The organism is Asticcacaulis aquihabitans (assembly GCF_032490435.1).
Classification (GTDB): Bacteria; Pseudomonadota; Alphaproteobacteria; order Caulobacterales; family Caulobacteraceae; genus Asticcacaulis.
This window is the reverse complement of the sequence record NZ_JAVGWM010000001.1, coordinates 1109030-1134402: the sequence shown is the minus strand read 5'-3', so window position 1 is coordinate 1134402 and position 25373 is coordinate 1109030. Positions and strand designations below refer to the sequence as shown.

At 60.9% G+C, this 25373-nt stretch carries 19 protein-coding genes; 14 read left to right on the top strand and 5 right to left on the bottom strand.

Annotation, left to right across the window (positions count from 1 at the left end):
• The first annotated feature begins 42 nt into the window (after nucleotides 1-42).
• Together RCJ00_RS05395 and RCJ00_RS05390 are read left to right on the top strand one after the other, a co-directional pair.
• Nucleotides 43-1818: an amidohydrolase gene (locus RCJ00_RS05395; RefSeq protein WP_316220726.1), complete on the top strand. Its 1776-nt coding sequence runs from the start codon at nucleotides 43-45 to the stop codon at nucleotides 1816-1818.
• A gap of 288 nt (nucleotides 1819-2106) precedes the next feature.
• The gene (locus RCJ00_RS05390; RefSeq protein WP_316220725.1) at nucleotides 2107-2970 is read left to right on the top strand and encodes a TraB/GumN family protein; all 864 of its coding nucleotides are present in this window, start codon (nucleotides 2107-2109) and stop codon (nucleotides 2968-2970) included.
• A 258-nt stretch (nucleotides 2971-3228) separates the two neighbouring features.
• Here the strand turns inward: RCJ00_RS05390 and RCJ00_RS05385 are convergent, their stop codons facing one another.
• Nucleotides 3229-5988 carry a TonB-dependent receptor domain-containing protein gene (locus tag RCJ00_RS05385; protein WP_316220724.1) on the bottom strand — a complete coding sequence of 920 codons (2760 nt, stop codon included), beginning with the start codon at nucleotides 5986-5988 and terminating at the stop codon, nucleotides 3229-3231.
• A 233-nt stretch (nucleotides 5989-6221) separates the two neighbouring features.
• Here RCJ00_RS05385 and RCJ00_RS05380 point away from each other — a divergent pair, with 233 nt between their 5' ends.
• The 10 genes from RCJ00_RS05380 (at nucleotide 6222) to RCJ00_RS05335 (ending at nucleotide 17962) form a co-directional block, all read left to right on the top strand.
• The gene (locus tag RCJ00_RS05380) at nucleotides 6222-8171 is read left to right on the top strand and encodes an isoaspartyl peptidase/L-asparaginase (protein ID WP_316220723.1); all 1950 of its coding nucleotides are present in this window, start codon (nucleotides 6222-6224) and stop codon (nucleotides 8169-8171) included.
• The gene (locus RCJ00_RS05375) at nucleotides 8168-8620 is read left to right on the top strand and encodes an Lrp/AsnC family transcriptional regulator (RefSeq protein ID WP_316220722.1); all 453 of its coding nucleotides are present in this window, start codon (nucleotides 8168-8170) and stop codon (nucleotides 8618-8620) included. The genes RCJ00_RS05380 and RCJ00_RS05375 overlap by 4 nt, the downstream gene beginning before the upstream one ends.
• An 84-nt stretch (nucleotides 8621-8704) precedes the next feature.
• Nucleotides 8705-9388: a TetR/AcrR family transcriptional regulator gene (locus RCJ00_RS05370; RefSeq protein WP_316220721.1), complete on the top strand. Its 684-nt coding sequence runs from the start codon at nucleotides 8705-8707 to the stop codon at nucleotides 9386-9388.
• Nucleotides 9389-9480: 92 nt separating this feature from the next.
• On the top strand, nucleotides 9481-10995 hold the full coding sequence (locus tag RCJ00_RS05365; RefSeq protein ID WP_316220720.1) for a tryptophan halogenase family protein: 1515 nt from the start codon (nucleotides 9481-9483) through the stop codon (nucleotides 10993-10995).
• Nucleotides 10996-10998: 3 nt separating this feature from the next.
• Nucleotides 10999-11979, top strand: coding sequence for a LacI family DNA-binding transcriptional regulator (locus RCJ00_RS05360; protein WP_316220719.1), 981 nt, complete (start codon nucleotides 10999-11001; stop codon nucleotides 11977-11979).
• 159 nt (nucleotides 11980-12138) lie between these two features.
• Nucleotides 12139-14250 (top strand): glycoside hydrolase family 97 protein, encoded by a 2112-nt coding sequence (locus RCJ00_RS05355; RefSeq protein ID WP_316220718.1) that lies wholly within the window; start codon nucleotides 12139-12141, stop codon nucleotides 14248-14250.
• 189 nt (nucleotides 14251-14439) lie between these two features.
• Nucleotides 14440-15072, top strand: a complete 633-nt coding sequence (locus RCJ00_RS05350) for a PepSY-associated TM helix domain-containing protein (RefSeq protein ID WP_316220716.1) — start codon at nucleotides 14440-14442, stop codon at nucleotides 15070-15072.
• Nucleotides 15073-15085: 13 nt separating this feature from the next.
• Nucleotides 15086-15634: a DUF2271 domain-containing protein gene (locus tag RCJ00_RS05345; protein WP_316220715.1), complete on the top strand. Its 549-nt coding sequence runs from the start codon at nucleotides 15086-15088 to the stop codon at nucleotides 15632-15634.
• The gene (locus RCJ00_RS05340) at nucleotides 15634-16626 is read left to right on the top strand and encodes an FAD:protein FMN transferase (RefSeq protein WP_316220714.1); all 993 of its coding nucleotides are present in this window, start codon (nucleotides 15634-15636) and stop codon (nucleotides 16624-16626) included. The genes RCJ00_RS05345 and RCJ00_RS05340 overlap by 1 nt, the downstream gene beginning before the upstream one ends.
• Nucleotides 16627-16639: 13 nt before the next feature.
• Nucleotides 16640-17962 (top strand): NADPH cytochrome P450 oxidoreductase family protein, encoded by a 1323-nt coding sequence (locus RCJ00_RS05335; RefSeq protein ID WP_316220712.1) that lies wholly within the window; start codon nucleotides 16640-16642, stop codon nucleotides 17960-17962.
• A 153-nt stretch (nucleotides 17963-18115) separates the two neighbouring features.
• Here RCJ00_RS05335 and RCJ00_RS05330 read toward each other — a convergent pair whose 3' ends face one another.
• From RCJ00_RS05330 to RCJ00_RS05320, 3 genes are read right to left on the bottom strand one after another with little or no spacing between them, the layout of a single operon-like run.
• Entirely contained in the window at nucleotides 18116-18622 is a 507-nt protein-coding gene (locus RCJ00_RS05330; protein WP_316220711.1) for an EF-hand domain-containing protein, read from the bottom strand.
• Nucleotides 18619-19416 carry a DUF4198 domain-containing protein gene (locus RCJ00_RS05325; RefSeq protein ID WP_316220710.1) on the bottom strand — a complete coding sequence of 266 codons (798 nt, stop codon included), beginning with the start codon at nucleotides 19414-19416 and terminating at the stop codon, nucleotides 18619-18621. Before RCJ00_RS05325 ends, RCJ00_RS05330 begins: the two co-directional genes overlap by 4 nt.
• Nucleotides 19417-19438: 22 nt before the next feature.
• Nucleotides 19439-21670, bottom strand: coding sequence for a TonB-dependent hemoglobin/transferrin/lactoferrin family receptor (locus RCJ00_RS05320; protein WP_316220709.1), 2232 nt, complete (start codon nucleotides 21668-21670; stop codon nucleotides 19439-19441).
• A 205-nt stretch (nucleotides 21671-21875) separates the two neighbouring features.
• On the opposite strand from RCJ00_RS05320, the gene RCJ00_RS05315 reads away from it, so the two are divergent.
• Complete coding sequence (locus RCJ00_RS05315) at nucleotides 21876-22781, top strand: DUF4198 domain-containing protein (RefSeq protein WP_316220708.1); 906 nt, start codon at nucleotides 21876-21878, stop codon at nucleotides 22779-22781.
• Between the two features lie 91 nt (nucleotides 22782-22872).
• Nucleotides 22873-23982, top strand: a complete 1110-nt coding sequence (locus RCJ00_RS05310) for an ABC transporter ATP-binding protein (RefSeq protein WP_316220707.1) — start codon at nucleotides 22873-22875, stop codon at nucleotides 23980-23982.
• 12 nt (nucleotides 23983-23994) lie between these two features.
• Here RCJ00_RS05310 and RCJ00_RS05305 read toward each other — a convergent pair whose 3' ends face one another.
• Nucleotides 23995-25344, bottom strand: a complete 1350-nt coding sequence (locus tag RCJ00_RS05305; RefSeq protein ID WP_316220705.1) for a GH1 family beta-glucosidase — start codon at nucleotides 25342-25344, stop codon at nucleotides 23995-23997.
• Between the last annotated feature and the right edge of the window lie 29 nt (nucleotides 25345-25373).

Below are 25373 nucleotides of genomic sequence, written 5' to 3'. Positions count from 1 at the left end.
TAGCGTGATCCTCACCAAAAAACGACAGCGGAAAGAAACGATATGAAAGCCTCGCGTTTTGCGCTTTTGGCGTTTGCCGGACTCGCACCTGCACTTCTGGCCCTTGCACTGCCGGCGCAGGCCAAGCCTCAAAAAGCCGACACGGTGTTCCTGCATGGGTATGTCTATACGGTCGATGCAGCCGACAGTGTGGCTGAAGCCGTAGCGGTCCGAGACGGACAGATCGTCTATGTCGGCGCCGACGACGGGGCGCAGGCCTGGATCGGCAAGGCGACGCGGGTGGTGGACCTGAGCGGGCGGCTGTTGATGCCAGGCCTGATCGACGGCCATATGCATCCGCAAGCCGGCGGGCTGAGGATGCTGGGCTGCAATCTCGACTATGCCGCACTGACCCAGGCGGAATTTCAGGCACGCATTCAAAAATGCGCCGATGACGACAAGACGGCGGGGCCGGACGATTGGCTGATCGTCATCAACTGGTTCGAGCAAGGCGCGAAGCCGGAGGGCACGGTGCTGACGCGGGCGGCGCTTGATGGGGTGCGTACGACCCGCCCGATCAAGGTGCATTCCTCCTTTGGCCATTCCGACCTGACGAATACGCGGGGGCTCAAGCTGGCGGGGATTACGCGCGACACGCCCGATCCCAAGGACGGCACGATCGTGCGCGATGCATCGGGGGAACCGACCGGTCTGTTGCAGGAAGCGGCTCAGGACTTGATAGACAAGCTTATCCCGGCGCCTTCGGTCGAAATGAATTACAAGGCGACGCAACTGGCGCTCAAGGCCATGCGAGAGCAAGGCATTACGAGCTTCCTCGATGCCTATACCGACATTGAAACCCTGACGGCCTATCGCACCGTGGTGCGCGAAGGTGGGCTTACGGCGCGGGGGCATTTCGCCGTGCTGATCGATTCGCCGGAAGGCTATGACGCGGGCAAGGCGGTCGCGGAGGTTCTGCGGCAAAAGGCGGAATTCGATCGCCCAGGTGTCGGCGCGGCGCCCGGAATGACGGTCGATACGGCCAAGCTGTTTCTGGACGGCGTCTATTCCGCGCCCGCCTATTCGGCGATGATGATCCAACCCTATTTCGAGCATGGCCGACCCGGTCACAATCGCGGGCCGAAGCCGTTTTTCACGGACGACCAGTTGCAGGATACCCTGGTGCGGTTGGCAGCGGTGGGGCTCAATCCGCACATGCACGCCGATGGCGACGGATCGGTGCGCCAGGGCTTGAACGCGGTGGCGGCGATGCGCAAGGTCCATCCGGGCGAGGATATCCGCCCCGCCATAGCCCATGACGAAATTGTCCATTCCGATGATTTCCCCCGCTTCGCCGAGGTTGGCGCCTTGCCGGTCCTGTCGTTTCAATGGGAGCGGCCGTCGGTCGATATAGATCAGTCAAAACCGGCCCTGGGGCCCGTGCGCGCCGCGCTGATGGAACCGGCAGCGCTGTTGGAAATCAATGGCGCGCGGATCGTTTACGGATCGGACTGGCCGGTCGATGCGCTAAACGAATGGCTGGCGCTTCAAATCGCGGTGACGCGCACGGCGATTGGCGACGATGCGGTCAAATATCCCGGACGGTTGGGGATCGATCCAGGCCTGACCGTGGCGCAGGCCGTGCGGGCTATCACCTTCAATGCCGCCTATAGCCTGCGTCAGGAAGACCGGACCGGATCGATCGAGGTGGGCAAACTGGCCGACCTGATCGTGCTTGATCGCAACCTGTTCAAGATCAAGCCCGAGGAGATCGGCGGGACGCAGGTGCGGCTGACCATGGTTGGCGGCAAGGTGGTCTACGGGGCCGAAGGGTTTTAATGATCATCCCGTGGCCGTGTCATCTCGCCATTCCAGGGAGGTGACGCAGCGAAGTCTTCGGGGGAGGGGTAGGCTCATGCAGCCTCCACAGCAGGCAGATCCGTCGAAATCAATGCTTGCGTGTGAATCTATCATGTGCAACCGTAGTGCGATCCTCGTCGTTCGGTAGTATAGGGTATTGGTTTGATGTTTAGAGATACGCGCGTCTGGTTTGCCAGCGCCCTGCTCACCGTTTTTTTCTGGAGTCATGCCGCCTATGCCGAGGACAGGCCTTCGCCCCCGGATGACATGTGGTCAACCACCGAAGTCGTCGTTACTGGCCAATACAAGGGGCCTGCGCTTTGGAAGGTCACTAAGGGTGATGGGGTTGTCTGGATTATTGGCGTGCTGTCGGTGACAACTGCGAATCCACAGTTCGATCAAAAGCGCATCGACACCATTCTGACCGGAGCCCAAACTGTCTACCTGCCGCCCGAGGCGAAGGGACGCGTCGGAGCGATGTTTCAGTATCTCTCTTCCAGACGGCTGAAGCCGGGGCAGACCTTACGTGATGTCACGGCGCCCGAAGACTATGCGAGATTCTTGGCGCTTTCTTCGAAATATGGGATCGAGCCGGCAAGATATGCGAACGACACGGCGATTTGGGCGGCCTTGCGTTTTCGGGCCGCTGTTTCCAGCATAAGCGGATACACCGATTCTGACGTGATCAATGCCATCCTGAAGCTGGCGAAGCGGCACAAGGTCAAGGTGGAGCATATCGCCACATACAAAATATCGCCACTCCTGAAAAGAATAAGCCGGGCGACAGATGCCGAAGGCCGGCACTGTTTCGCCACGACGCTTGATGGCATAGAGTTCGACGCCAGGACCATGAATCGCCTGACAGCGGACTGGGCGACAGGGAATCTCGCCGGACTCAAAGCCGTCTATGCCGGCAATACAGCGCCGCAGTGCATGGAAGATGACGACCTGGCCAAGGATTTCAGAGACCGCAGCGGAAGCGATACGGTTGCGATGATCGAGCGCGCCCTGGGGAACACGAAGCGAAGCGTCATGATATTGCCGGTAAGCGTGCTGATTAAAGGCGATCTATTGGATCGGCTGCGCGCCAAGGGATATTTGGTGCAACTGCCTGTTTCCTTGCGTCAATAGAGGTCTTTTTGATGTTGGAGGTGACGCAGACAGAAACCTATCCTGGAAACAGCAAACTATCTCTCCATTGATCAATATGATGGTAGGCCAATTTCCGCGCCATTTCCGAGGATGGGGCTCGCTCGTTGAATTATATCAGACGATGAGTCTGAAAATCTTTCTAAGGTTTGAAGAGCAGACTATTGAATAGCCGTCATTGACAAAGAAAAAGGCCGGCGAGGGGAACTCGCCGGCCTTTCTGGTTAAAGCAACAAAACCTTAGTGGAACTTGTAGCTGAGTTCGAAATAGGCGCTACGTCCCACGGAATCGTACCAGTTGGAATTGTAGTAGGGGTAGCTCGCCCAGGTATTGTCTTTGGCCGGCTTGGTGTCGAGAAGGTTATTGATGGTCAGGGTCGCTTTCACGGACGGCGTGATGTCCCAGAGCGCCGTTGCATTATAGAGGGTCCAAGGCTTCACCCATGCATCTTCATCATAGTTGGGCAGGCGGCCAATACGGGTGCCCGACACGGTAACGGATACCGGCGCCAGCGACCAGGTCAGCGCCATGTTGGTCTTGTCACGCGGAATGTAGTAGCCGCTATCCTGCGCCAGGCGATCAACCTCGGCGTCGCCAGCATACTGGACGGACGTGTGGTTCAGGACGTGGGTATGGCCAGCAGACAGTTTGAACTGACCGTAGGGGGTTGGCCACAGGGCGTGCATTTCCACGTCAATGCCATCGGTCTTTTCATTCGAGACGTTGATGGGGTTGATATACACATAGGAAATATTGCCATCCTTGTCGCGATGCACGCGAGACAGGGCGTCAACGCAGGTCGGAGAGCTGCTATTGACGGCAGTGCCTGTGTCGGTGGTGCCGACCCGGCAATCGGCCTCATCTCGCAGCACCTGATCAAGGCTCATGTCATTGACCTGATCCCTCATGTCGACGTTGAAGTAATCAACAGAGATGTCGAAATAACGGTTAGGCTGCCAGACCGCGCCATAATTGTACGAGGATGAGGTTTCCGGCTTCAGCTTCCGGTTGCCTTCACGATGCTTTAAAATGTCCTCGTCGGCGTAGGAGCAGTCGGAATAATCGGTGCCAGGCTCTTCGGTGCGACACTTGTAATAGTCGGTGACCGACGGATGGAAGAGATCGAGATTGGCGAAAACATAGTGCAGATCCGGGGCGCGGAAACCCGTGCCATAAGCGGCACGTAGCAGCACCTCTTTGACGGGGCGATATTCAAGGCCCGCATTGTAGGTGAGTTTGCCGATTGTGTGACCGTCATACTTATATTGATCATAGCGCGTGGCGAGGCTGCCTTGCAATGTCGAGAGCAGGGGCAGGTTGAATTCGACGCCGAGGGCCTGGTGACTGCGTTCACCCGCGCCTGAGGTTGCGGCATATTGGTAGTAATAGCCAAAGTTCGTCGCTTCTGGATTTGGATTGACCAAGTAGTTCTGATGGTCGAGTTCGGCGACGACGGCAAAGCCGACCGGACCGGCGGGCAGATCGAAGATATCCGGGTGGTTCAGCGTAAGAGAGACGCCCTTCGTCGTGGCCTTGGCGTTGGTGCGGGCTTCTTCGGAAATGGAGTCATATTGTGCCGGTGTCAGAGCCGTGAACAGTTTGGCAGGATCAGCGTTGAAGATATCGTAACCATCCGAATCCACGCCCAGAGATGCGCCCAGATAGTAGGCATTGGCCTTGCTGGCAACAATCTGCGGAATTTTGATCGTGCTGGAATATTGCGAATAATTCAAAGCGGCTTCATAGGTCCACTGGTCGCCAAACTGTCCGCGAATGCCCGGTGACACCGAGATGGTCGATGAGTGGTTGGTGATCATGCCTTTTTTCAGACCGCCCATCTCCTCTGGCATGAACACACGCGCCCAGTTTTCATAGCTGCCGGAGTATTCATTGTAGAAGTCGGCCTTGCTGCCATCGGCCAGTTGATAGCGCCAGTAGGTGACATCGTTCATCAGGGCTGTATCGCTGGTGCCAAGGGACACTTCTGCGAACAGGCTTGTCTTATCGTTGAGCTGATAATTGATGTTGGTGAAGGTGTTGAGCGCTTCCCTTTGCGACAGAATAGTGCCGTAGGAAACAGCCGTAGGCGAGGCGCAATAATAATCACCAAACCGATCCGTTGTTTTGGTGACCGTACCGCCGGCCAGCTGTGTCAGACCAGAACAGTTCGTTCCGCCCTCAGTGGCGGTGGAGGCGTCTTCGTCATAGCGCTGCGCCACCTTGAATGGATAACGGGCGCGCGCTGTCGGCGCGTCGTCGCGGGAATCCTGAATTTTGCGATCAAAGGCCCATAGAGGGTCTTGCTTATCGTATTGCGCGCCAAAGGAAATGCTCAGGCGGTCTTTATTAAATCCGGTCGCCAGTGAGAGGCGGTGGCTGGCACCCCCACCGTGCTGGGTCATGCCGTAGCGATAGTTGAGTGTGGTGTCCTCAACGTTTTTCTTCAAGGTGAAGTTCACGACGCCGGCGATGGCGTCCGAACCATAGATGGCGGAGGCCGAACCTGACAAAACTTCGACTCGGTCGATGAGGGCGGCCGGAATATTGGAAATATCGGTGAAGTTGCTCAATCCGTTAAACGGCATCGGGAAGTCCGCCACGCGACGGCCGTTGATCATGATCAGCGTGTGGTTAGGGCCGAGGCCACGCAGATCGACCTGCGCCGAACCCGGTGTCATGATGGCGCCACCGTAGGATTGCTGACTTAAGGTTTCACCGCTGTTTTGCGTGACCGACTTCAAGATATCCGGCACGCTGGCAAAGCCGCGGGCGCTGATATCACTGGATGTGATCACGGTGACCGGAGCGGGGCCTTCCTTCTGGGTGCGCGGAATGCGTGAGCCCAGTACGGTAATGGTTGTCGTTTCTTCGGCAGGCGTGCTATCGGATGTGGTCGTTTGCGCATGGGCGGTTGCGGTAAGCCCATAAAGGCTGCAACCGGCCAGCAAGGTCAGCTTGCATAGGTGCCTAAATCTGGAGTGAGATCTCGATTTCGTCATGTCGCCGGCTCCTTGAATGTGAGGTGTTCGCGGTTGCAAATCCTAAAGCGCGCGAAAAAATAGTATCAAATTGCACCATTTTCGCAAAAACTTGCTGAAAACTGACATCAATGTGTCAATCTTGGCAATCAAATTGTTGCCATAATTTGAATTTGAGATCACAGTTGCGGCGATATGTTGCATTTGCGCACTAATTTGCGCGACTTCGCCGCCATTCCCCTGCAGGAGCCCCCATGCGTCGCCTGATTCTCACCTTCAGTTTTGCCTTTTTGGCCTTAAATCTCGGTAATGTTGCTGACGCGGCGACCAAAACCTGGACGGGTGGGCCGGGCTACAAGACCTTCGTGATCGGTGATGAAGCCAAGCCGACCCCCGATCCGGTCAAGGGCGGCTTTCTGCTGAGCGGGGGCGGGGACTGGGCGCTCGATGCCTTCCGTTGGTTCACCGCCCATTCCGGCCACGGCCATATTGTTGTGCTGCGGGCATCGGGCACGACCGAAAGCCAGGACGAATTCTATAATCATGTAAAGGGTGTCACGAGTGTACGCACCTTCCTGTTCACTGACCGTAAGGCGGCCTATGACGCGAAGCTGCTGGCGGCGATCAAGTCGGCCGACGGCATTTTCCTGGCCGGTGGCGATCAATCGAACTATGTCCGTATGTGGAAGGGCACGCCGCTCAATGCCGCGCTGGACGCCCACGTCGCCGCGGGTAAGCCGCTTGGTGGCACCTCCGCCGGGCTGGCTGTGCAGGGATCGTGGCTTTACGGGGCGATGGATGGCGGCAGTATCACTTCCAAGGAGGCGATGAGTGACCCGCTGGGCGCCGCCAATACGATCGAAGGGGATTTCCTGCATTCGGCGCTTCTGGCCGATATTGTCACCGACAGCCATTTCGAGGTTCGCGACCGTCTGGGGCGCCTCATCGCTTTCGTGGTCAAGGCGGAACAGCTGCGGGCCGCGCCCAATAAGCGTTACGCGCGTCCGCTGGTCGGACTCGGCATTGACGAGGCCGCCGCCATGACGGTTGAAAGCGACGGAACGGCGCGTGTGCATTCCAACACGGATGGTCATGCGTGGCTGGTGCAAGGCGGAGAGGTCCATGATCTGGCGCCTGGCAAGCCGCTGAATATCGCCAATGTGCATGTCACCGGCATCGGCAAGACCAGCACCTTTAATGTCAGGACGCTGGAGGTTGGTTTGCCGGCCTTCACCCGGATTTACGACGTCAAGGACGGCGTTCTGAGCAAGCGCGTCCACTGGTCGCTGGCCATCCACGGTGGCGCAGGAATCATCGACCGCGCCGACCTGACGCCGGAAAAGGACGCGGCTTACCGCGGCGGGCTTAGCCAGGCGCTGAAGGCCGGCCAGGACGTGCTGGAAAAGGGCGGCACTGCTCTGGACGCCACCCAGGCCGCCGTCATGGTTCTGGAAGACAATCCGCTGTTTAATGCCGGCAAGGGCGCGGCCATCGCCGCCGACGGCAATGTCTATCTGGACGCCGCTGTCATGGATGGTGCGACCCAGAAGGCCGGCGCCGTCGCCGCCTTGACGCGCACCAAGAACCCGATCCTCGCCGCCCGCGCAGTGATGGATAAGACCCGCCATGTCTTCCTGGCCGGAGAGGGCGCCGACGCCTTCGCGAAAGCCCAGGGTCTTGCGCAGGTCGATCCGATTTATTTCCATACACCGGAACGCGAACAGATGCTGGTGGATTGGAAGAAGGACCATCAGGCCATGATCAATCCGACGCACATGTACGGCACGGTCGGTGCGGTGGCGGTCGATTCTGACGGCAATCTGGCGGCGGCGACCTCGACCGGCGGCCTGACGGGTAAGCAGTGGGGCCGCATCGGCGATTCCCCCCTGATCGGCGCAGGCACCTATGCGCGCAACGGTGATTGCGCCGTATCGGCCACCGGAACAGGCGAGTTCTTCATTCGGGATTCGGCCGGTCGTCAGGTATGCGACCGTGTGCGCTGGAACCACCAAGGCATCGATGCGGCGGCCAATGACACCATCCTGTCGATCGGCTCGATCGGCGGCGACGGTGGCCTGATCGCCATGGATGCGTCGGGAAAGGCAAGCTTTGCTATAAACGATCTGGGCATGTATCGTGGGGCGGTCTCTTCCGATTCCCCTGTTATCCAAACCGCGATCTATGTTGACGAAACGCTGAAATGACCAGAAAAGGCCCTGCCGCCGAGCTTGACGCCATAGACCGCAAGCTGATGGCTGCCTTGCGTGAAAACTCGCGCCTGCCGGTGTCGCAACTGGCGACCATGCTCGATATTCCCCGCGCCCAGGTCTATGCGCGATTGGAGCGGCTTGAAAGCGAAGGCGTCATCGACGGCTATACCGTGCGGCTGGGGCAGGCCTATTCCAAGACCCGGCTGCGTGCGCACGTCATGATCAAGACCCTGCCGCGCCTGTGTCAGGAAGTCGAAATGAAGCTGCCTGACATTCCGGAAGTGTCGGCGGTGTATGCGATTAGCGGCGAGTACGACATCATCGTCCTGGTCGAGGCGGCCGACAGCATCGAAATGAATGAGCTGATCAATCGCATCGGGCTCCTCGAAGGCGTGGAGCGAACGACGACCTCGATCATCCTGGCGGCGAAGCTGGAGCGGTAAGATGACCTGGCGCGGACGTCGCCCATGGCCGCTTGACAAGCGGTTGAAAAACACGACTCTGCCTCAGACTTTCCGGGATGGACTATGCGTTACGACACCGAGCACAAGGCACGGACCCGTGTGCGGCTTCTGACCGAAGCGGCGATCATGCTGCGCGAAGAAGGGCCGCACGGCCTCAGCGTTGTCACGCTGATGAAGCGCCAGGGCCTGACCCATGGCGGATTTTATGCCCATTTCGCCTCCAAGGACGACCTGATCGCCCAGGCCATAGACGTGATGTTCGAACGCACCTGCGAGCGGTTTCAGATGCGGACGCGGGGGCTGGAGCCACAGGCGGCGCTGATGGCCTATATCACCTATTACCTGTCACCGGCCCATTACAACAAGCCGGGCCAGGGCTGTGCCATTCCGGCCACCGCCGGAGATGTCGCGCGTCTGGAACCCGAGGCGCGCAAGCGGTTCGAGGTCGGTGTCACCACCTTGCAAAAGCTGATCGCCGACCAGTTCCGCCAGATGGCCTTCGCTCCGGAAGAGGCCATGAACCAGGCGGCTGCGCTGCTGGCTGACTTGTCCGGCGCGGTCGTCATGGCGCGGGCCGTCAAGTCGGCGGTCATGCAAAAGCACATCACGTCGGCGGCGCAGACGGCGATTCTCAATCGGCTGCGCATCTATCAGCCCGATTTCGGTCTGATGCCAGACGGCGAGGCCGCACCGGTCAGGCCCGGCCGCAAGCCCGCCGCGCGTAAGGCGGCCCTGGGCGCCGATTGATACTTTGAATGCGGTTCCGCTTTTGCCGTTTCCAAAAGGGACTTTCCGGACGTTGCGTTTCGGTGCACATTGGTGGTTCTGGGGAGACATAAATGAATAAACTGATCACCAAGGTGGTCATCGTCGGCGGCGGCACCGCTGGCTGGATGACCGCAGCTATGTTGGCCAAGACCATGGGCACGCAGGCCTATGACATCACGCTGATCGAATCCGAACAGATCGGCACGGTCGGGGTCGGAGAGGCGACCATTCCGCCGATCCAGATGTTCAACAGCGTTCTCGAACTGGACGAGGATGAATTCATCCGCGAAACCAATGCGACCTTCAAGCTCGGCATCCGTTTCAACAGCTGGTTCATGCCGGGGTCGAGCTATTTCCACCCGTTCGGCTTCATGGGCCAGGACATGGACGGGATCGGTTTTCCGCATTTCTGGATGCGATTTGCCCGCCTGAGCGGCAATTTCGATTTTGGCCGGTTCAATGTCGAAACCATGGCCGCCAGCGACAACCGCTTCGGCCGGACGCCACCCGCCGATGGACGCGAAAAATACAGTATCAACTACGCGTTTCAGTTCGACGCCGCCCTTTACGCCGCCTATTTGGGCAAGTACGCCCAAAAGCGCGGCGTGAAGCGGGTCGAAGGTATGGTGGTCGCCGTCGATCAGGATGCCGAAAGCGGCTTCGTCACTGGCGTACGTCTGAAAGAGGGGCCGACCATAGCGGGCGACCTGTTTATCGACTGCTCCGGCTTTCGCGGCCTGTTGATCGAGGAGACGCTGAAGGCGGGTTACGAGAACTGGAGCGAGTGGCTGCCGTGTGACCGTGCCGCCGCCGTGCCTTGCGACAGGACTCCGGGGCCGCTCACGCCCTATACGACATCGACGGCGCAGGAGGCGGGCTGGCAGTGGCGGATTCCGTTGCAACACCGCACCGGCAATGGCTACGTCTTCTGCTCTGACTTCATCAGCGAGGATGCAGCGTGCGAAAACCTTCTGGGGCGCCTCGACGGTGCCGCGCAGAAAGATCCGAAGGTCCTGCGTTTTACCACCGGTCATCGCCGCAAGATCTGGGACAAGAACGTCATTGCCGTGGGATTAGCCTCCGGGTTCCTGGAGCCGCTGGAATCGACCTCCATCCACCTGACCCAGTCGGTCATCACCAAGCTGATCGGGATGTTCCCCAAATTTGGCGTGCATCAGAGCGTGATCGATCAGTTCAACCGTGATATCCTCGCCGACTATGTGAACGTGAAGGATTTCCTGATCGCGCACTACAAGGTGACGGGACGTGAAGACACGCCCTTCTGGAAACGCTGCAAGTACATGGATATTCCCGACAGCCTGAAGCATCGTCTGGAAATATTCAAGACGACGGGGCATATACACGTGCAACCTCATGAGCTGCTCAAGGAAGCGAGCTGGTTCGCGGTGTTGGTGGGGCAGGGGCTGTTCCCCGACAATTACCACCCGCTGGCCGACACCATATCGGAAGACGCTCTGCGCCAGCGCCTGGCCCGGATTCGCACCGGCATTACCGACCGGGTAAATGGATTGCCGGCGCATGACGCCTTTGTCGGGCGCATCGGTGCGCTGCGGGCGGCAGGATAGCGCATGGGTACGAAACGACCGCCATCGCTCGATATCGCCGCCATGACGGGCGTTTCCCATACCACGGTATCGCGGGCGCTGAATGACAAGGTCGATCTCAGCGCGCGCCGGGTGCGTTCCAAGAAGATTCACACCCTGGCCGTCCTGATTTCGGAAGACCTCGACCAGACCGACAATCCGATCAATCCCTTCTTTTTGCCGCTGATCGGATCGATCCTGAAATATGCCGGTCAGAAGGGTTACGAGGTTCTGGTATCGCTTCAGCAGCAAAGCGACGACTGGGGGACGGACTACGGCTTTTCGCGCCGCGCCGACGGCATCATTTTCCTCGGCTGCAAGGACTATGAGTCCTATACCCATAAGTTCGAATACCTCAATGCGGTCGGTGACCCCTGGGTCGTCTGGGGCGTCGACCGGCCGGACTGCGCCAAGCTGTGTATCGGTTCCGACAATGAGGGCGGGGCCTATGACGCGGTCCGCCACCTTGTCGGGCTTGGGCGGACGCGCATCGCCTATCTGGGCAAGTCGGCGCCCGAGCACCCGGAATTCAAAGAGCGTTACGAAGGCTATTGCCGCGCCCTGACCGAAGCGGGACTGCCGGTCGAGGACGCCCTGCATGGTGACGTCTTCCTGGAACGTGAGGAAGCTGTGGCGGCGGTGGATTCCATGCTGGACGATGGCATCAGGTTCGACGCGGTGTTTTGCGCCACGGACCTACTGGCCATGGGCGCCATGCAGCAACTGATCCGGCGCGGCCTGCGCGTGCCGGAAGATGTGTCGGTTATGGGGTTCGACGATCTATGGGTCTGTTCGTCCCTGTCGCCCTCGCTTTCGACTGTTCGCCAGGATACCGGGGCGGCCGCCCGCGCGCTCATCGACGGCCTCAGTTGCCTGATCGAAAACGAGCCTGTCCATCTGACGCGCATGCCGACCCAATTGGTGATCCGCGAATCGTGTGGCGGATTGAATATTCGGCGGCACTGACGGCAGGTTGCGGCCTGCGGGGATGCCTAAACTGAATAGGTATGGATTTCAGTTTAAAGGCTTTTCGATATGACGCGCATCATTTAATGATGGCGGCCAACAATATATAAAAGGGGCGGCGGTTTTGTATCCGCGCCCCGTATGGGAACAGGACAGATCATGGGGCTCAAGCTCAGCGTAGTTTTCACCTCTGCCTGCCTTCTGGCGCTTGGCGCCGGTCTGGCACAGGCCCATGCCGACGCGGTCAGTGCATCGGCTGTGGTTCAGAATGTCGTGGCGTCGGCGGAATCGCCCAATGGCCAGTTGCATGTCGATATATCCATCGATGGCGAAGGGCGTCTGTCCTATGCCGTTACGCGGGCGGGTAAGCTGGTTATTGCGCCATCGCGCCTCGGGTTCGTTCTGGCCAATACGCCGAAACTGGACGGCGGCTTCGCGGCGGGGGCCATCACCCACGCGTCGCATGACGAGACGTGGGAACAGCCCTGGGGGGAGCGCCAGTTCGTCCGCGACCACTATAACGAGGTCCGCGTCGAGGCGGTCCAGGCCGCCCAGGGTAATCGGCGTTTGGCGGTCGTGTTCCGCGTCTTCGACGACGGGGTTGGGTTCCGCTATGAATTTCCCGACCAGTCGCAACTGCGTGAGGTGCGCATCACCGATGAGTTGACGGAGTTCCATGTCGCCGACATGGCGACCGCCTGGTGGGCATTGGGCGGCGAGCTGTCCAATCTGGAATATCTCTACAAGCAGACACCTCTGGACCAGGTCAGCCAGGCCCAGACCCCGGTGACGCTCAAGACGCAAACCGGCACCTATATTTCGATACACGAGGCCGCCCTGGTTGACTATGCCGCCATCTGGCTGCGCCGAACCGACGGACAGACCTTGCGCGCGCAACTGGCGCCGTCCAGCCTGGGGCCGGCGGTGGTGCGTCAGGCGCCCTTCAATACGCCGTGGCGCACGATGATCATTTCCAACACGGCGACCGACCTGCCCATGTCGAACATTGAGCTGAACCTCAATGCGCCGAACGCGCTGGGTGACGTATCTTGGGTCAAGCCGTACAAATATGTCGGCATCTGGTGGGAAATGCACCTGGACAAGGCGACGTGGAGCTCCGGCCCCAGGCATGGCGCCACCACCGCCAACGCCGAGCACTATATCGATTTCGCGGCGAAAAACGGCTTCCGCGGCGTGTTGGTCGAAGGCTGGAACAAGGGATGGGACGGCACGTGGTACGGTAACGGCGCCGACTTTTCCTACACCGAGCCCTATCCCGATTTCGACATCAAGGCGGTATCGGCCTATGGTCTGAAAAAGGGCGTGCACCTGATCGGCCATCACGAGACCGGCGGCAATATCGCCCATTATGAAGACCAGATGGACGACGCCCTGAAACTGGATCAGTCCTTAGGCATAGACAGCGTGAAGACCGGCTATGTCCATGAGTTCGGCGCGGCGCGGATGCGCGCCCCCGACGGCAGCATTTTCTACGGCAATACCGATAGCCAGCAGGCGGTGCAGCATTATCTGAAAAACGTCATCACCGCGGCGAAATATCATGTGGCCATCGATACCCATGAACCGGTCAAGGATACGGGCCTGCGCCGGACCTATCCCAACTGGGTATCGCGCGAAGGGGCGCGGGGGCAGGAATACAATGCCTGGGGCAATCCGATCAATCCGCCCGAACACGACGTCAACCTGGTGTTCACGCGCATGTTGGCCGGACCGATGGACTACACGCCCGGCATATTGAGCCTGGAGGGCAATAAGAAAGACCTGTATTCGACCCAGGCGAAGCAATTGGCGCTGTATGTCGTGCTCTATTCGCCGATCCAGATGGCGGCCGACCTGCCGGAAAACTACGACAAGTATCCGAAGGCGTTCCAGTTCATAAAGGATGTGGCGGTTGACTGGGCCGACACACAGGTTCTGAACGGGGAGGTCGGCGATTACGTTACCTTTGCCCGCAAGGACCGGCATTCCGAAGACTGGTACATCGGTTCTATCACCGATGAGAACGCCCGCACCCTGTCCGTGCCGCTGTCCTTCCTGACGCCGGGCGTGACCTATGAAGCCCAGATTTATCGCGACGGTCCCAAGGCCGATCTGAAGGGCGATGCGCGCTTCGATATGGTGATCGAAACCCGCGCGGTCACCTGCACCGATACGCTCACGCTCACCCTGGCGCCCGGCGGCGGCGAGGCGATCCGATTCACGCCGGTAAAGGGCAAGGCAAGGACCTCCGCCAAGGCGGTTCGAAAGTAAAGCCCCTCTTTTTGGCAGCGCGTTTCGCCTAATGGGACTTCTGAATTTTGTGAAATTAACCCAGTGGGCGAATTTGTTTCTGAAATTATGGAATAAACAAGGTCTCTGGTCCTTTTTCGCATTGAGGCTTGTCAGTCCGGTTCTTTGTTGCTAGATGAGAATGATTATCAACATCGGCCTCATCCTGTCATGTCCCTTTCTTCGTCGCCATCCCCGATCCAGTGGGGCAGCTTCTGGCGCAATCAGTTGCGGCAATGGCATTGGATCAGTTCGGCCGTATCGCTGATCGGATTGCTGCTGTTTGCGGTGACGGGGTTTACGCTCAATCATGCCGCTTCGATCGAGGCCAAGCCCAAGATTACCTCCGTCGCAAAGCGGTTGCCGCTGGACGCCCTGGCCAAGCTGTCAGGCGTGACCGCCAATACACCGCTGACGGCGGTGCAGGCTGAGGCCATTCGCGGCGCCACCGGCATAGATGTCCGCAACGCCACGGTCGATGCCGATGAGGAGGGGATTTACCTCGCTTTGCCTGAGCCGGGCGTCGACTCCACCCTTGAAATCGCCCGCGCCGATGGCCGCGCCACCTACGAACGCACCGATCGCGGCGTCATCGCCGTGCTGAACGACCTCCATAAGGGCCGCCATTCCGGGCCCGTCTGGTCGCTGTTCATCGACGTGATTGCCATCGCCTGCGTCGTCTTCGCCGTTACCGGCCTGGGGCTGCTGTGGCTCTATGAAAAAGGCCGCCGCATCACCTGGCCGCTCGTCACGCTCGGGCTGGTCGTGCCCGTTATTCTGTTCCTATTGTTTGTTCATGCCTGAGGTTTGTCACCCTATGTCCGCTGTCTCCCCGTCTTTTCTGTCCAGGCCATTTCTTACCCTCGCCGGTGTCGTCGCCGCATCCGGCCTCACCGTGACCCAGGCCTTTGCCGGCCAGGTGGTCGTCGATGTCGAAATTCCGCAACAAAAGGTGGCGGAATATCATAAGCCCTACGTTGCAGGCTGGATCGAGGACGCCAGCGGTGCGCATCTGGGCAATGCCTTCCTGTGGTACGACGTCAAGAAGCCGGAAAACCGGGGCGCGAAATGGTTGAAGGATCTGCGGTCATGGTGGCGCAAGAGCGGCCGCGACCTGAGCTCGACCGATGGTTTTTCCGGCGCAACCCGGGCACCGGGCCGCAACGCGCTGACGCTCGACAGCAATCTGCCCCTGTTCAAAAACCTCAAGCCCGGCCAGTACAGCTTTGTCGTTGAAGCGTCGCGTGAGCAGGCGGGTCATGAAGTGGTCAAGGTGCCGCTGGCCTGGAACCCGGCAAAGGCGACCACCGGCAAGGCCAAGGGTTCGACCGAGCTTGGTGAAGTCAAGGTGACGTACAAGCCGTAATGCAGACCGCGGCGACCGCCTATGACCGTCGTGTCCTGGTCCCCGATCTGGACGCGGTGCCGCCACGTCCGGACGGCGCGACAGGCTATGCCCTGTCCGGGCGGGCCTTTGCCACCGGCTGGTCGGTGCGTCTCTATGCCGACGCTGCGCCGCAGGGCCTGACCGAACGCATTCAGGCGCGGCTTGACGACATTGATCGGGAAATGAGCCCGTACCGGGTCGATTCGGACCTGACGCGGTTTAATCTGACCCCGGCGGGTCAGTTCGTGGCCCTGCCGCCCCGCGTGATGACGGTGGTGGCCGATGCGTTGGATATGGCTGCCCTGACCGAGGGCGCGTTCGATCCGGCCATCCTGCCGGCGGTCGAACTGTGGGGGTTTGGCGCGAAGACGGTGGCGCCGGGCGTGCCGGACCCGGCCGAGATCGCTGCGCTGAAGCCCGGCGGTTGGCGTGAACTGGCCTGGCGGGCCGACGGCATGATCAAGCCGTCAGAGGTGCGCATCGATCTGTGCGCCATCGCCAAGGGATTTGCCGTCGATGAGGTCTTGCGCCTAGTGCAATCCGAGCTGGGTGTGCGGTCTGCCCTGGTCGAAATCGGCGGTGAGTTGGCCGGTTGGGGTGTCCAGGCTGACGGCCAGCCGTGGTGGATCGATATTGAAACGCCATCGGGCAAACGGACCGTGGCGGCGCTGTGCGGCGGGGCGGTGGCGACATCGGGCGAAGTCATCCGCCATTTCAGCCACGGCGGGCAGCTCTATTCCCATACGATAGACGGGGCGACACAATCGCCGACCCGGTCTGACGTCGTCAGCGCCACGGTGTTCGATCCGGCGTGCTGGCGCGCCGATGCTGTAGCTACGGCCCTGACGGTCATGGGCGGAACGCGCGCCCTGGCCTTTGCCACCCAACACGATATTCCCTGCCTGCTATCCCTGCGGGAGGGGGCGACGGTTCGCGATTGTCTCAGCCCGGCGCTGGAAGCGTGGCTATGACGGGGGAGAGGTCATGATCGAGGGTTTGACGCAGGATACGGGACGATTGACGGCGGCCGTGGCCTGGGGCGCGCTGTTCGCCGTCACCTGCCTGTGGGCGGTGGTGAAGCGCCGGTCCAGGGGTGGCGGGACAAGCGACATCATCGTCCTCCATGCCTCCCAGACCGGGCAGGCGGAAGAGATCGCGCGCCATGCCGCCAAGGCCTTGTCGGCCGGGGGGCGCAATGTGCGGGCGGTCTCGACATCGGCGGTCACGGGCGGCCAGTTGCAGGCGGCGAAATATATTCTGTGCGTCGCTTCGACGACCGGCGAAGGCGATGCGCCGGATGAGGCGCTGACCTTCGAACGCACCCTTATGGCGCAGCGGCTCGACCTCAGCGGTCGTCAGATCGCGGTACTGGCGCTCGGCGATCGCAATTATGACGCGTTCTGTGCCTTCGGACGGCGCGTCTTCGATTGGCTGACGGCCTGCGGCGGGGTGGCGATTGTGCCGCTTATCGAAGCGGACGATCTTGACGCAGAGGCCTTGGCGCAGTGGCGCGATGTGGTCGCCAGTCTGGGCGGCCAGGGATGGAGTGATGCCAAAGACACCGACGCGACCGCACAGCCTTGGCGGCTGGCGGCGCGGACACGCCTTAATCCCGACGGCGACAATCCCCTCTATCATTTGCGCTTTTTGAGCGACGCGCCGGTCGACTGGCAGGCCGGCGATCTGGTCGAGATTGTAACGCCGAACGGCCATCGCCGCGACTATTCGCTGGCCAGCCTGCCTGACGAGGGTGGGATTGATCTCTATGTCCGTCAGGTGGTGCGCGACGACGGTAGCCCCGGGTACGGATCGGGCCTGCTGATCAACGATCTGCGGCCCGGCGATGTCCTGCCGATGCGTGTGAAGGCACATCGCAATTTCCATGCGCCCGATGGCGTGGGGCCATTGTTGCTGGTCGGGGCGGGATCAGGGCTGGCGGGACTGCGCGCCCACATCCTTCAGGCGGCAAAGGCGGGGCGTCGGGTATGGCTGATTTATGGCGAGCGTCATCCGGTGCGCGACGGGGCCTTGGCCGAAGCCATGCGCGGCTGGCAGGTCGCCGGGCGGTTTGAGCGGCTCGACCTGGCCTTTTCGCGGCCGGATGCTGGCAACGGGCAATATGTCCAGGCGGTGGTGACGGCGCGTGGTTCGGATATTCCGGCCTTTCTTGGCGACGATGGCGCCGTCATGGTGTGCGGCGGACTCTACATGGGCCTGGGCGTCGAGGCGGCCCTGACGGCGTTGCTTGGCCAGGCCTGGGTCGATGCGGCCAAGGTGTCTGGACGCTACCGCCGGGACCTGTATTAGGCCCGGCTTCCAGTAGCCATAGATATCTGATGACTTATACCGCCCCGCAAGCAGGGCGGTATAAGCGGGACTCAGTTTTTGCTGTAGCCGACGGCACATGAAAAAGCCCCTGCCGGGGAGAGCAGGGGCCTTGCGGGCGTAGCTGTCACGGCCTTACGGCGAGATGAAATCGTCGCCCTTGTGGTCCTTTTCTTCCTGTTCCAGAATCCGGCGATCGGTCTCGTCGATGACCTTATCGTGGTTGCGGTCCTGGCGGTCGAACATGGCGTGACCCGACGCCTGATATTCGTCCCATGTCATGGCGCCGTCATGGTTGGCGTCAAGCACGCCGTAGCGGACATAGGCTTGGCGCATTTCACGATCATACTCTTCCTTCGCCTTTTCCGGATCGGCGATCTTGGCGACATCGGCCTTCAGGCGGATTTCGAATTCCGCGACATATTCGGCATCGCTGAGAACGCCGTCGTGATTGGCGTCGGTGCGGTCGAAGCGGACGCGGCGTTCGGCGTCGAATTCGTCGCGCGTCACCTTGCCATCATGGTTGGTGTCATAGTCGCGGATCATGGCGCTGATCGCGTGCGGCGCGGCCATGGCGGGCGACAGCGGGGCCAGAACCGTGAGCAGGCCAAAGCCGGTGAGGGGCAGTATCAGGGTTTTCATTGCGGGAGAACCTCCAGTGTCAGAGTAGCGGTGTGGCTGATCCACAGATTGGGGTTGCCGGGAGCGGCATTGCGCACGCGGGTTTGCACCAGGTAGAGGCCGGCCGTTTTAGGGGTGAAACGGAATGCCCCGTTGGCATCGCTGGTCAGTTGCAGCTCGGGTGTCTTCTGGCTTTCGTACATGTCGCCGTCGCGCATGACGGTGATGGCGGCACCCGCGACAGGCGTGCCGGAATCGCGGACGGTTAGGATGATGGCTTCGCCGGCATAGATATCGTTCGGTGCGGTTGTCGGATGGATTTCGACGCCCTTTTCAAATCCGGTTGGGTTGCCGGCGGGGCTGGGCTTGCCCCGGGTGACATAGACGTCGGCCCGGGTGACGCTCTGGACATCGACCAGGGTTTCACCGTCCTTCGCGCCTTCATTGCCTTCAATGAAACGCAAGGCGCCGCCTTTCAGGCCCGCCTTTGCGATGCGCCCCATGCGTTCGCCGCTGGTGATGCGGTAGGTGCCGTCCTGCGGGAGCGGCACTTCCAGGAAGGTGGCGTCCTTGAGCGCGGCGGCCGGCGTCAGCGCGGTGCGGGTGCCATCCGGCGCGATGACGGCCCAGCCGTCAGCCTTCATGGCGATTTCCGGTCGCAGGGCGCCCTCGGCAAAGGCCGCTTCGACCGTGACGTGGTCGAGCCGGGCGTCGGCCGTGAAGGTATTGGGCTTGAGATAGGGGGAGTGAGCCAGGGCTGTCCCGGCCACGAAGGGCAGGATGAGCAGGCCCAAACTTAAAGGGTGGAATTTCATGACGTGTCTCGCGATGTGAGGATCAGAAGCGGTAGCTGAGCGAAACCGAGCCATTGATGCCCGGCTGGGTATAGGCGTCGATGACGGTCGAGGTGCTGGACAGGCCGCGGGCGTCGCTCCACCAGACGTATTTTTCATCGGTCAGGTTGAAGACACCGGCGCGCACGGTGGCGCGGTCGGTGACGTTCCAGAAGGCCGTGACGTCAAGCGTGGTGAAGGCATCGGGGAGGTAGCACGACGGCGTGCAGGTGATGCCGGCGCGGGCGGCGGTCTTTTTCTCGGCGTGGGTTACGGACAGCGCACCGCCATAGTTTCCGGTAGCCGCGCGATAGGTAAGGCCAGCCACCACCTTGGCCGGATCGATGCTGGCCAAGGGTCTGGCGACGCCCAGCGTCGTCTGGGTGCCGGTGGTCAAGGATCCTGCGGCAGTCAGGGAGACCGTCTGACTTAGCCTTACGGCGGCCTTGGCTTCGACGCCCGATATCTCGGCCCGGCTATAGTTGACATATTGGTAGATGGCGGGATTGGCGGGGGTGAAGGCGCCCCCGATCATGATCTGGTCGATGAAGTTCTTGTACTGGCTGGTGAAGGCCGTGACTCCGGCGTTCCAGGCGCGGCCGCCGAAGCGCACGCCGCCTTCGAGCGAGCGGCTGGTCTCCGGCTTCAGGTTGGGATTGGGAATCGATTTGTAGTTGGCGATGGGATTGGCAAAGGCGTTGTTGACCTCGTTGGGCGATGGGGCCTTGAACCCTTCGGCGTAGTTGAGGAAGACCGACAGGTCCGGCGTGAGGCGCCAGAGCGCGGACACCTTGGGCGAAACGTGGTTGCCGTCCTGTCCATTGGCCGCTGAGGTCAGAAGCGCATCAGGCTTGGGCGTCAGCTTGTAGCTGTCGTACCGCAGGGCGGGGTACAGCGACAGACGGCCATCGGCCAGGGTGATTTCGTCCTGAATGAACAGGCCGCCGCGTTCGTAATCGGTATTGGGGAAGGCGCGGGTCGGGAAGACTTCGCCCGCCGGGGGCACGGTGCCGTCCCGCAACGATTCCTGCTGGGTCTTGGAATAATCGCCGCCATAGACGATGTTATGTGTGACACTGCCCGTATCGAAGCGGCTGGTCAGTTCGACAGTGCCGCCATAGACCTTATTGTCGAAATCATTGATGCGCGTGCGGTCGGCGGCAGTATTGCGATCTTCGAAGGCATTCTGGCTGGACTTGCTCGTCTGGCCGTAAACGACCACGAAGGCGCTGTCGATAAGGCCGGTCCCCACATAGCGGTAGTCGAGGCTGACGCGGTCGCGATCGGTTGTGTCGTGGGCCGTCAGGGCCAACACGCTGGTGCTCGCCAGGGGCGGAACGGCGACGGCGCTGAGCGCATTGGTATCGACCACCGCGTCGAGGTGGTCGAGTGTCGGGCGGAATCGGTGCGCCTCTGACGGCTGGTAGACGATCTTGCCCAGCACGGCATTGGAATCGATGTCCTGCGGATTGGCCTTGGTGCGGGTAATGTTGGGGGCGTCGTTCTTGCCGTGGGTTGCCTGTTCATGCCCGTCGCGGCGGGTAAAGGCCAGCATCCCAGACCATCCGCTGTCGTTCCGCGCCGCAAAGACGAGGCCCTTGCTCCAGCTGTCGTCAGCGGAACTGTAGCCTAGCTTGGCCTGGCCGCCGAAATGCTGATCCGGATTGAGATAGTCGGTGGGGTTTTTCGTGGTGTAGCTGACCGCGCCGGCGACACCGTCGGAGCCATAGAGGGCAGAGGCGGGACCACGCAGGATTTCGACTGATTTCAGCAGGTCCAGACCGACATAGTCGCCCCGGCCGACCGACTGGCCGCCGAAGGCAAACCCGTCCGGTACGCGCACGCCGTCGATCTGGATCAGGACGCGATTGCCTTCCAGGCCCCGAATGTTGAAGCCCGAATTGCCGTCACGACCGGTATTGGACCCAGCGGCGGTGAAGCGCGACGGCGCAGAGCGCACGGAGACGCCCGGTTCGTAGCGGACCAGGTCCTTGATGTCGGTGACCATGCGGTCTTCCATGTCGTGGGCGGTGATGACGCTGACCGTAGCGGGCACATCGTCGACCTTTTTCTCGCTCCGCGTTGCGATGACGGTGACTTCGGTGGTGGCGTCGGTCGTAGCAGGCGCCCCAGCCGATTCGGCGAGAATTGGGCTGGCATAGGATGGAATGGCATAGGATGGATTGGCAAGCGCCAGACAGAGCAGGGAAGCGGACGTAAGCAACGCAATACGCATGGAAGTCTCCTCAGATAATGATGGATCTGCGATAATGAGAATAATTCTCAGAGTCAATCGCAACGCGGTCATTTTTGAGAATAATTCGCAATTTGTGATATTGGTGCTCGCAACGCGTAAAAAGGTCGGCAGAGGGCAGGATAGGGTTTGCAATTGCGAATAGTTTGCATTAATTCTCGCGCGACTGTTTCAGGGAATCCGCCGCATGTTCAAACCGCTGCTCACTGGTCTTGCTGTCGTCTTCGCGTTTGCCGCCGTTTCGGCGCAGGCGCGCACGAGCTACATCCTGCCGTATAATTTCGCGCCGACCGACGCCTATGTCACCGCCCAGGCGGCGACCTCGGAAAACGTCTTCACGCCCGAAGGCGCGCTCAAGATCGATGCCTTCCAGTTGATCGACAGTTCCGGCGTGGTCACCACGGCCAAGGGTGTTACGTTCAAAGAGGTGACCCTGTTTGAATCGGCCCTGCCGCATGAAGGCACGTTTCGGCTGACGACCGGCAACCGCGAAATGCGCACCATGCAGATGATGCAGGTCGATGGCCAATGGCGTCCGGTGCGCGGCCCAGGTGGACCTGGCGGTCCAGGTGGTCAGGGCAAGCCCGCGGAGGGCGTGGCCCAAACCCCCGCTCAAACCCCGGCGCAACCTGGCCCGCAAACTGAGGCAAAGACTGAGGCAAAGGCTCAGGCACCGTCTCAGGCCATTCCGGCCGATGCCAAGACGGTCACGGTCAAGAGCATGATGCGCGCCGACAGCTATATCTCGTACAAGAAGCCGTCCGACACCTTGCCGCCGGCCGAGGGCAAGGGACTTGAAATCGTACCGGTGACGCACCCCAGCCGGCTGTTCAGCGGCAACGCCTTCGACTTTATTGTCACCTTCGACGGTCAACCGCTGTCAGGCGTGACCTACAAGGTGTCGCGCGGCGGCGACCAATATGCCGATTCCAGCTATGCCTTCAGCGCCGACAGCGCCGCGGGCGGGAAGGGCGAGGTCGTGTTTCAGACGCCGGGCATCTATGTCATCGAGATGAGCCGCAAATGGTTGGACGGGGACATGTCCGATCCGCGCAACTGGAGCTATAGCCTGACCGTCGAGGTCGCGCCCTGAGGGCGTGCAACTCCAACAGTTTGATTTGATAGCATCATGTGCTTGTGAATGATGTGGCGTCCGCGTAATCTGACCGAAAGGGACGGTAAACGTGGCGAATGTCGAACTGACGGGGCTGGAAAAACGGTTCGGGACGCAGCGCGTTCTGACCGGCATCGACCTGGCCATACAGGATGGCGAATTCCTGGTCATCGTCGGTCCGTCAGGGTGCGGGAAATCCACCCTGTTGCGGATTATCGCCGGACTGGAGCCACCGTCGGCGGGCGATGTCTGCATCGATGGCCGCAGCGCGCTCAACGATCCGCCGGCCCAGCGCGGTGTCGCCATGGTGTTTCAATCCTACGCGCTCTATCCGCATCTCAATGTCCGCGACAACATGGCGTTTGGCCTGCGCATGGCGGGCAAGCCTGAGGCCGAAATTAAGGTGGCCGTAGCGCAGGCGGCGCAATTGCTCGGTATCGAAAGCCTGCTCGATTATCGGCCCAAGGCCCTGTCCGGTGGCCAGCGCCAGCGCGTCGCCATCGGCCGGGCCATCGTCCGCCAGCCGCGTCTCTTCCTGCTCGATGAGCCTCTGTCGAACCTCGATGCGGGCCTACGGGTCCATATGCGCCATGAATTCGCCCGGCTGCACCGCGAACTGGCGACGACCATGATCTATGTCACCCACGATCAGGTCGAGGCCATGACCCTGGCGGACCGGATCGTGGTGCTGAATAGCGGGCGCATCGAACAGATCGGCACGCCGCTGGAGGTGTATCACGCGCCGTGCAACCTGTTCGTCGCCGGTTTCCTCGGTTCGCCGCGCATGAACCTGATCGGCGGAGAGATCGCGGCGATCGGCAAGACGGCGGTCAAGGTTCGGCTGGCATCGGGTGCGCTGGTGTCGGCGGCCGTCGATGCGGGGGCCGCGCGGATCGGCGATGCGGTCACCCTTGGGATACGGCCCGAATCGCTCGGCAACGGGCGCTCGGCCAATGCCGTGCCGGTAACGGTCGATGTGGTCGAACGGCTGGGTAGTTCGCAGTCCGTCTATGCCCTGATGACTGGCGTCGAACCCGCCGTGTGCGCTATCCTGCCCGGTGATCATCAGGTGCAGCACGGCGACTCCCTGACCCTGCATTTTGCGACTGCCGACGCCCATCTGTTCGATGCCGGCGGCCAGGCGTTTGTCCGCCTGAAGCCTGGCGGGCGGACCTCCTGAGCGAGGGCGAGCCTAAAGAGGCTTGGACAGGATTTCGCCATGGCTGGCGATGACGTGCGCATAGTAGAGGGCGCTGTCCTTGGGCGTGCGTTCCAGCGTGTCGAAATTGACGTGGACGATGCCAAACCGCTTGCCGTAACCCAGCGACCATTCGAGATTGTCCATGAAGGACCACACCATATACCCCTTTATGTTTACGCCCTGCTGGATGGCGTCGTGCACCGCCGCCAAATGTTTTTGCAGGTAGTCGGCGCGTAGGGGGTCGCGGACTCGCCCGTCGTGGGCGGCGGGCGGATCGTAAAAGGCGGCACCGTTTTCGGTGATATAAATCGGGATATCGCCATAGCGTTGGCGGACCCACAGAAGCGTGTCGGTCAAGCCTTGCGCAAACACTTCCCAGTTCATCTCGGTGTAGGTCGATTGGGATTGATGCACGACGGCGGCTTGGAGAAAAGCGTCGTCGGCATGGCGGACAACGGCGCGCGTATAATAGTTGATGCCAATAAAATCGACCGGCTGGCGGATCAGGTCGAAATCCGCCGGATCGTGCGTCGGCCAGGCGCCGTTGAAGACCTCGCGCAATTCAACGGGATAGGTGCCCAGCAGGGCGGGGTCGAGATATTGCTCGTTCATGTAGGCGGCGGCGCGGCGGGCGGCGGCGACATCGGCATTGGATGGACTGGCCGGATATTTCGGTTCGATATTGACGACCAGGCCGATCTCATTACGGCCAATTTCGCGATAGACCTTCACCGCGGCGCCATGGGCGCGCATCAGGTTATGTGAGGCCAGGGGGGCTTCGTATCGGTTGCGGTGGCCGGGCGCTATGGTCCCGTTGAGGTAGCCGCCGTCGCTTACCACCCACGGCTCGTTGATCGTGGCCCATTTTTTCACCCGGCCGTCGAAGGCCTGGAACACGACGCGGGCATAGTCGGCGAACCAGTCGGCACTGTCGCGGTTGAGCCAGCCGCCGCGATCATCCAACGCAGCCGGGAGGTCCCAGTGAAACAGGGTGGCGATTGGCTCTATTTCGTTGGCCAGCAACTCATCGATCAGATCCGAATAGAAGGCGAGGCCGGCTGGGTTCACATCGCCCGTGCCATTGGGCAGGATGCGCGCCCAGGACAGGCTGAAGCGATAGGCCTGCATGCCGAGCCGCTTCATGAGGGCGATGTCGTCGCGGAAGCGGTGATAATGGTCGCAGGCCACGTCGCCAGTGTCGTTATTGACCATCATGCCGGGGGTATGGGCGTAACGGTCCCAGATGCTGGGGCCCTTGCCGTCGGCATCGGGCGCGCCTTCGATCTGATAGGCGGCGGTGGCGCATCCCCACAGGAATCCGTCTGGAAAACGCAGCGACATAACCCCCATTTCCTTTTTTTAAACGGGCC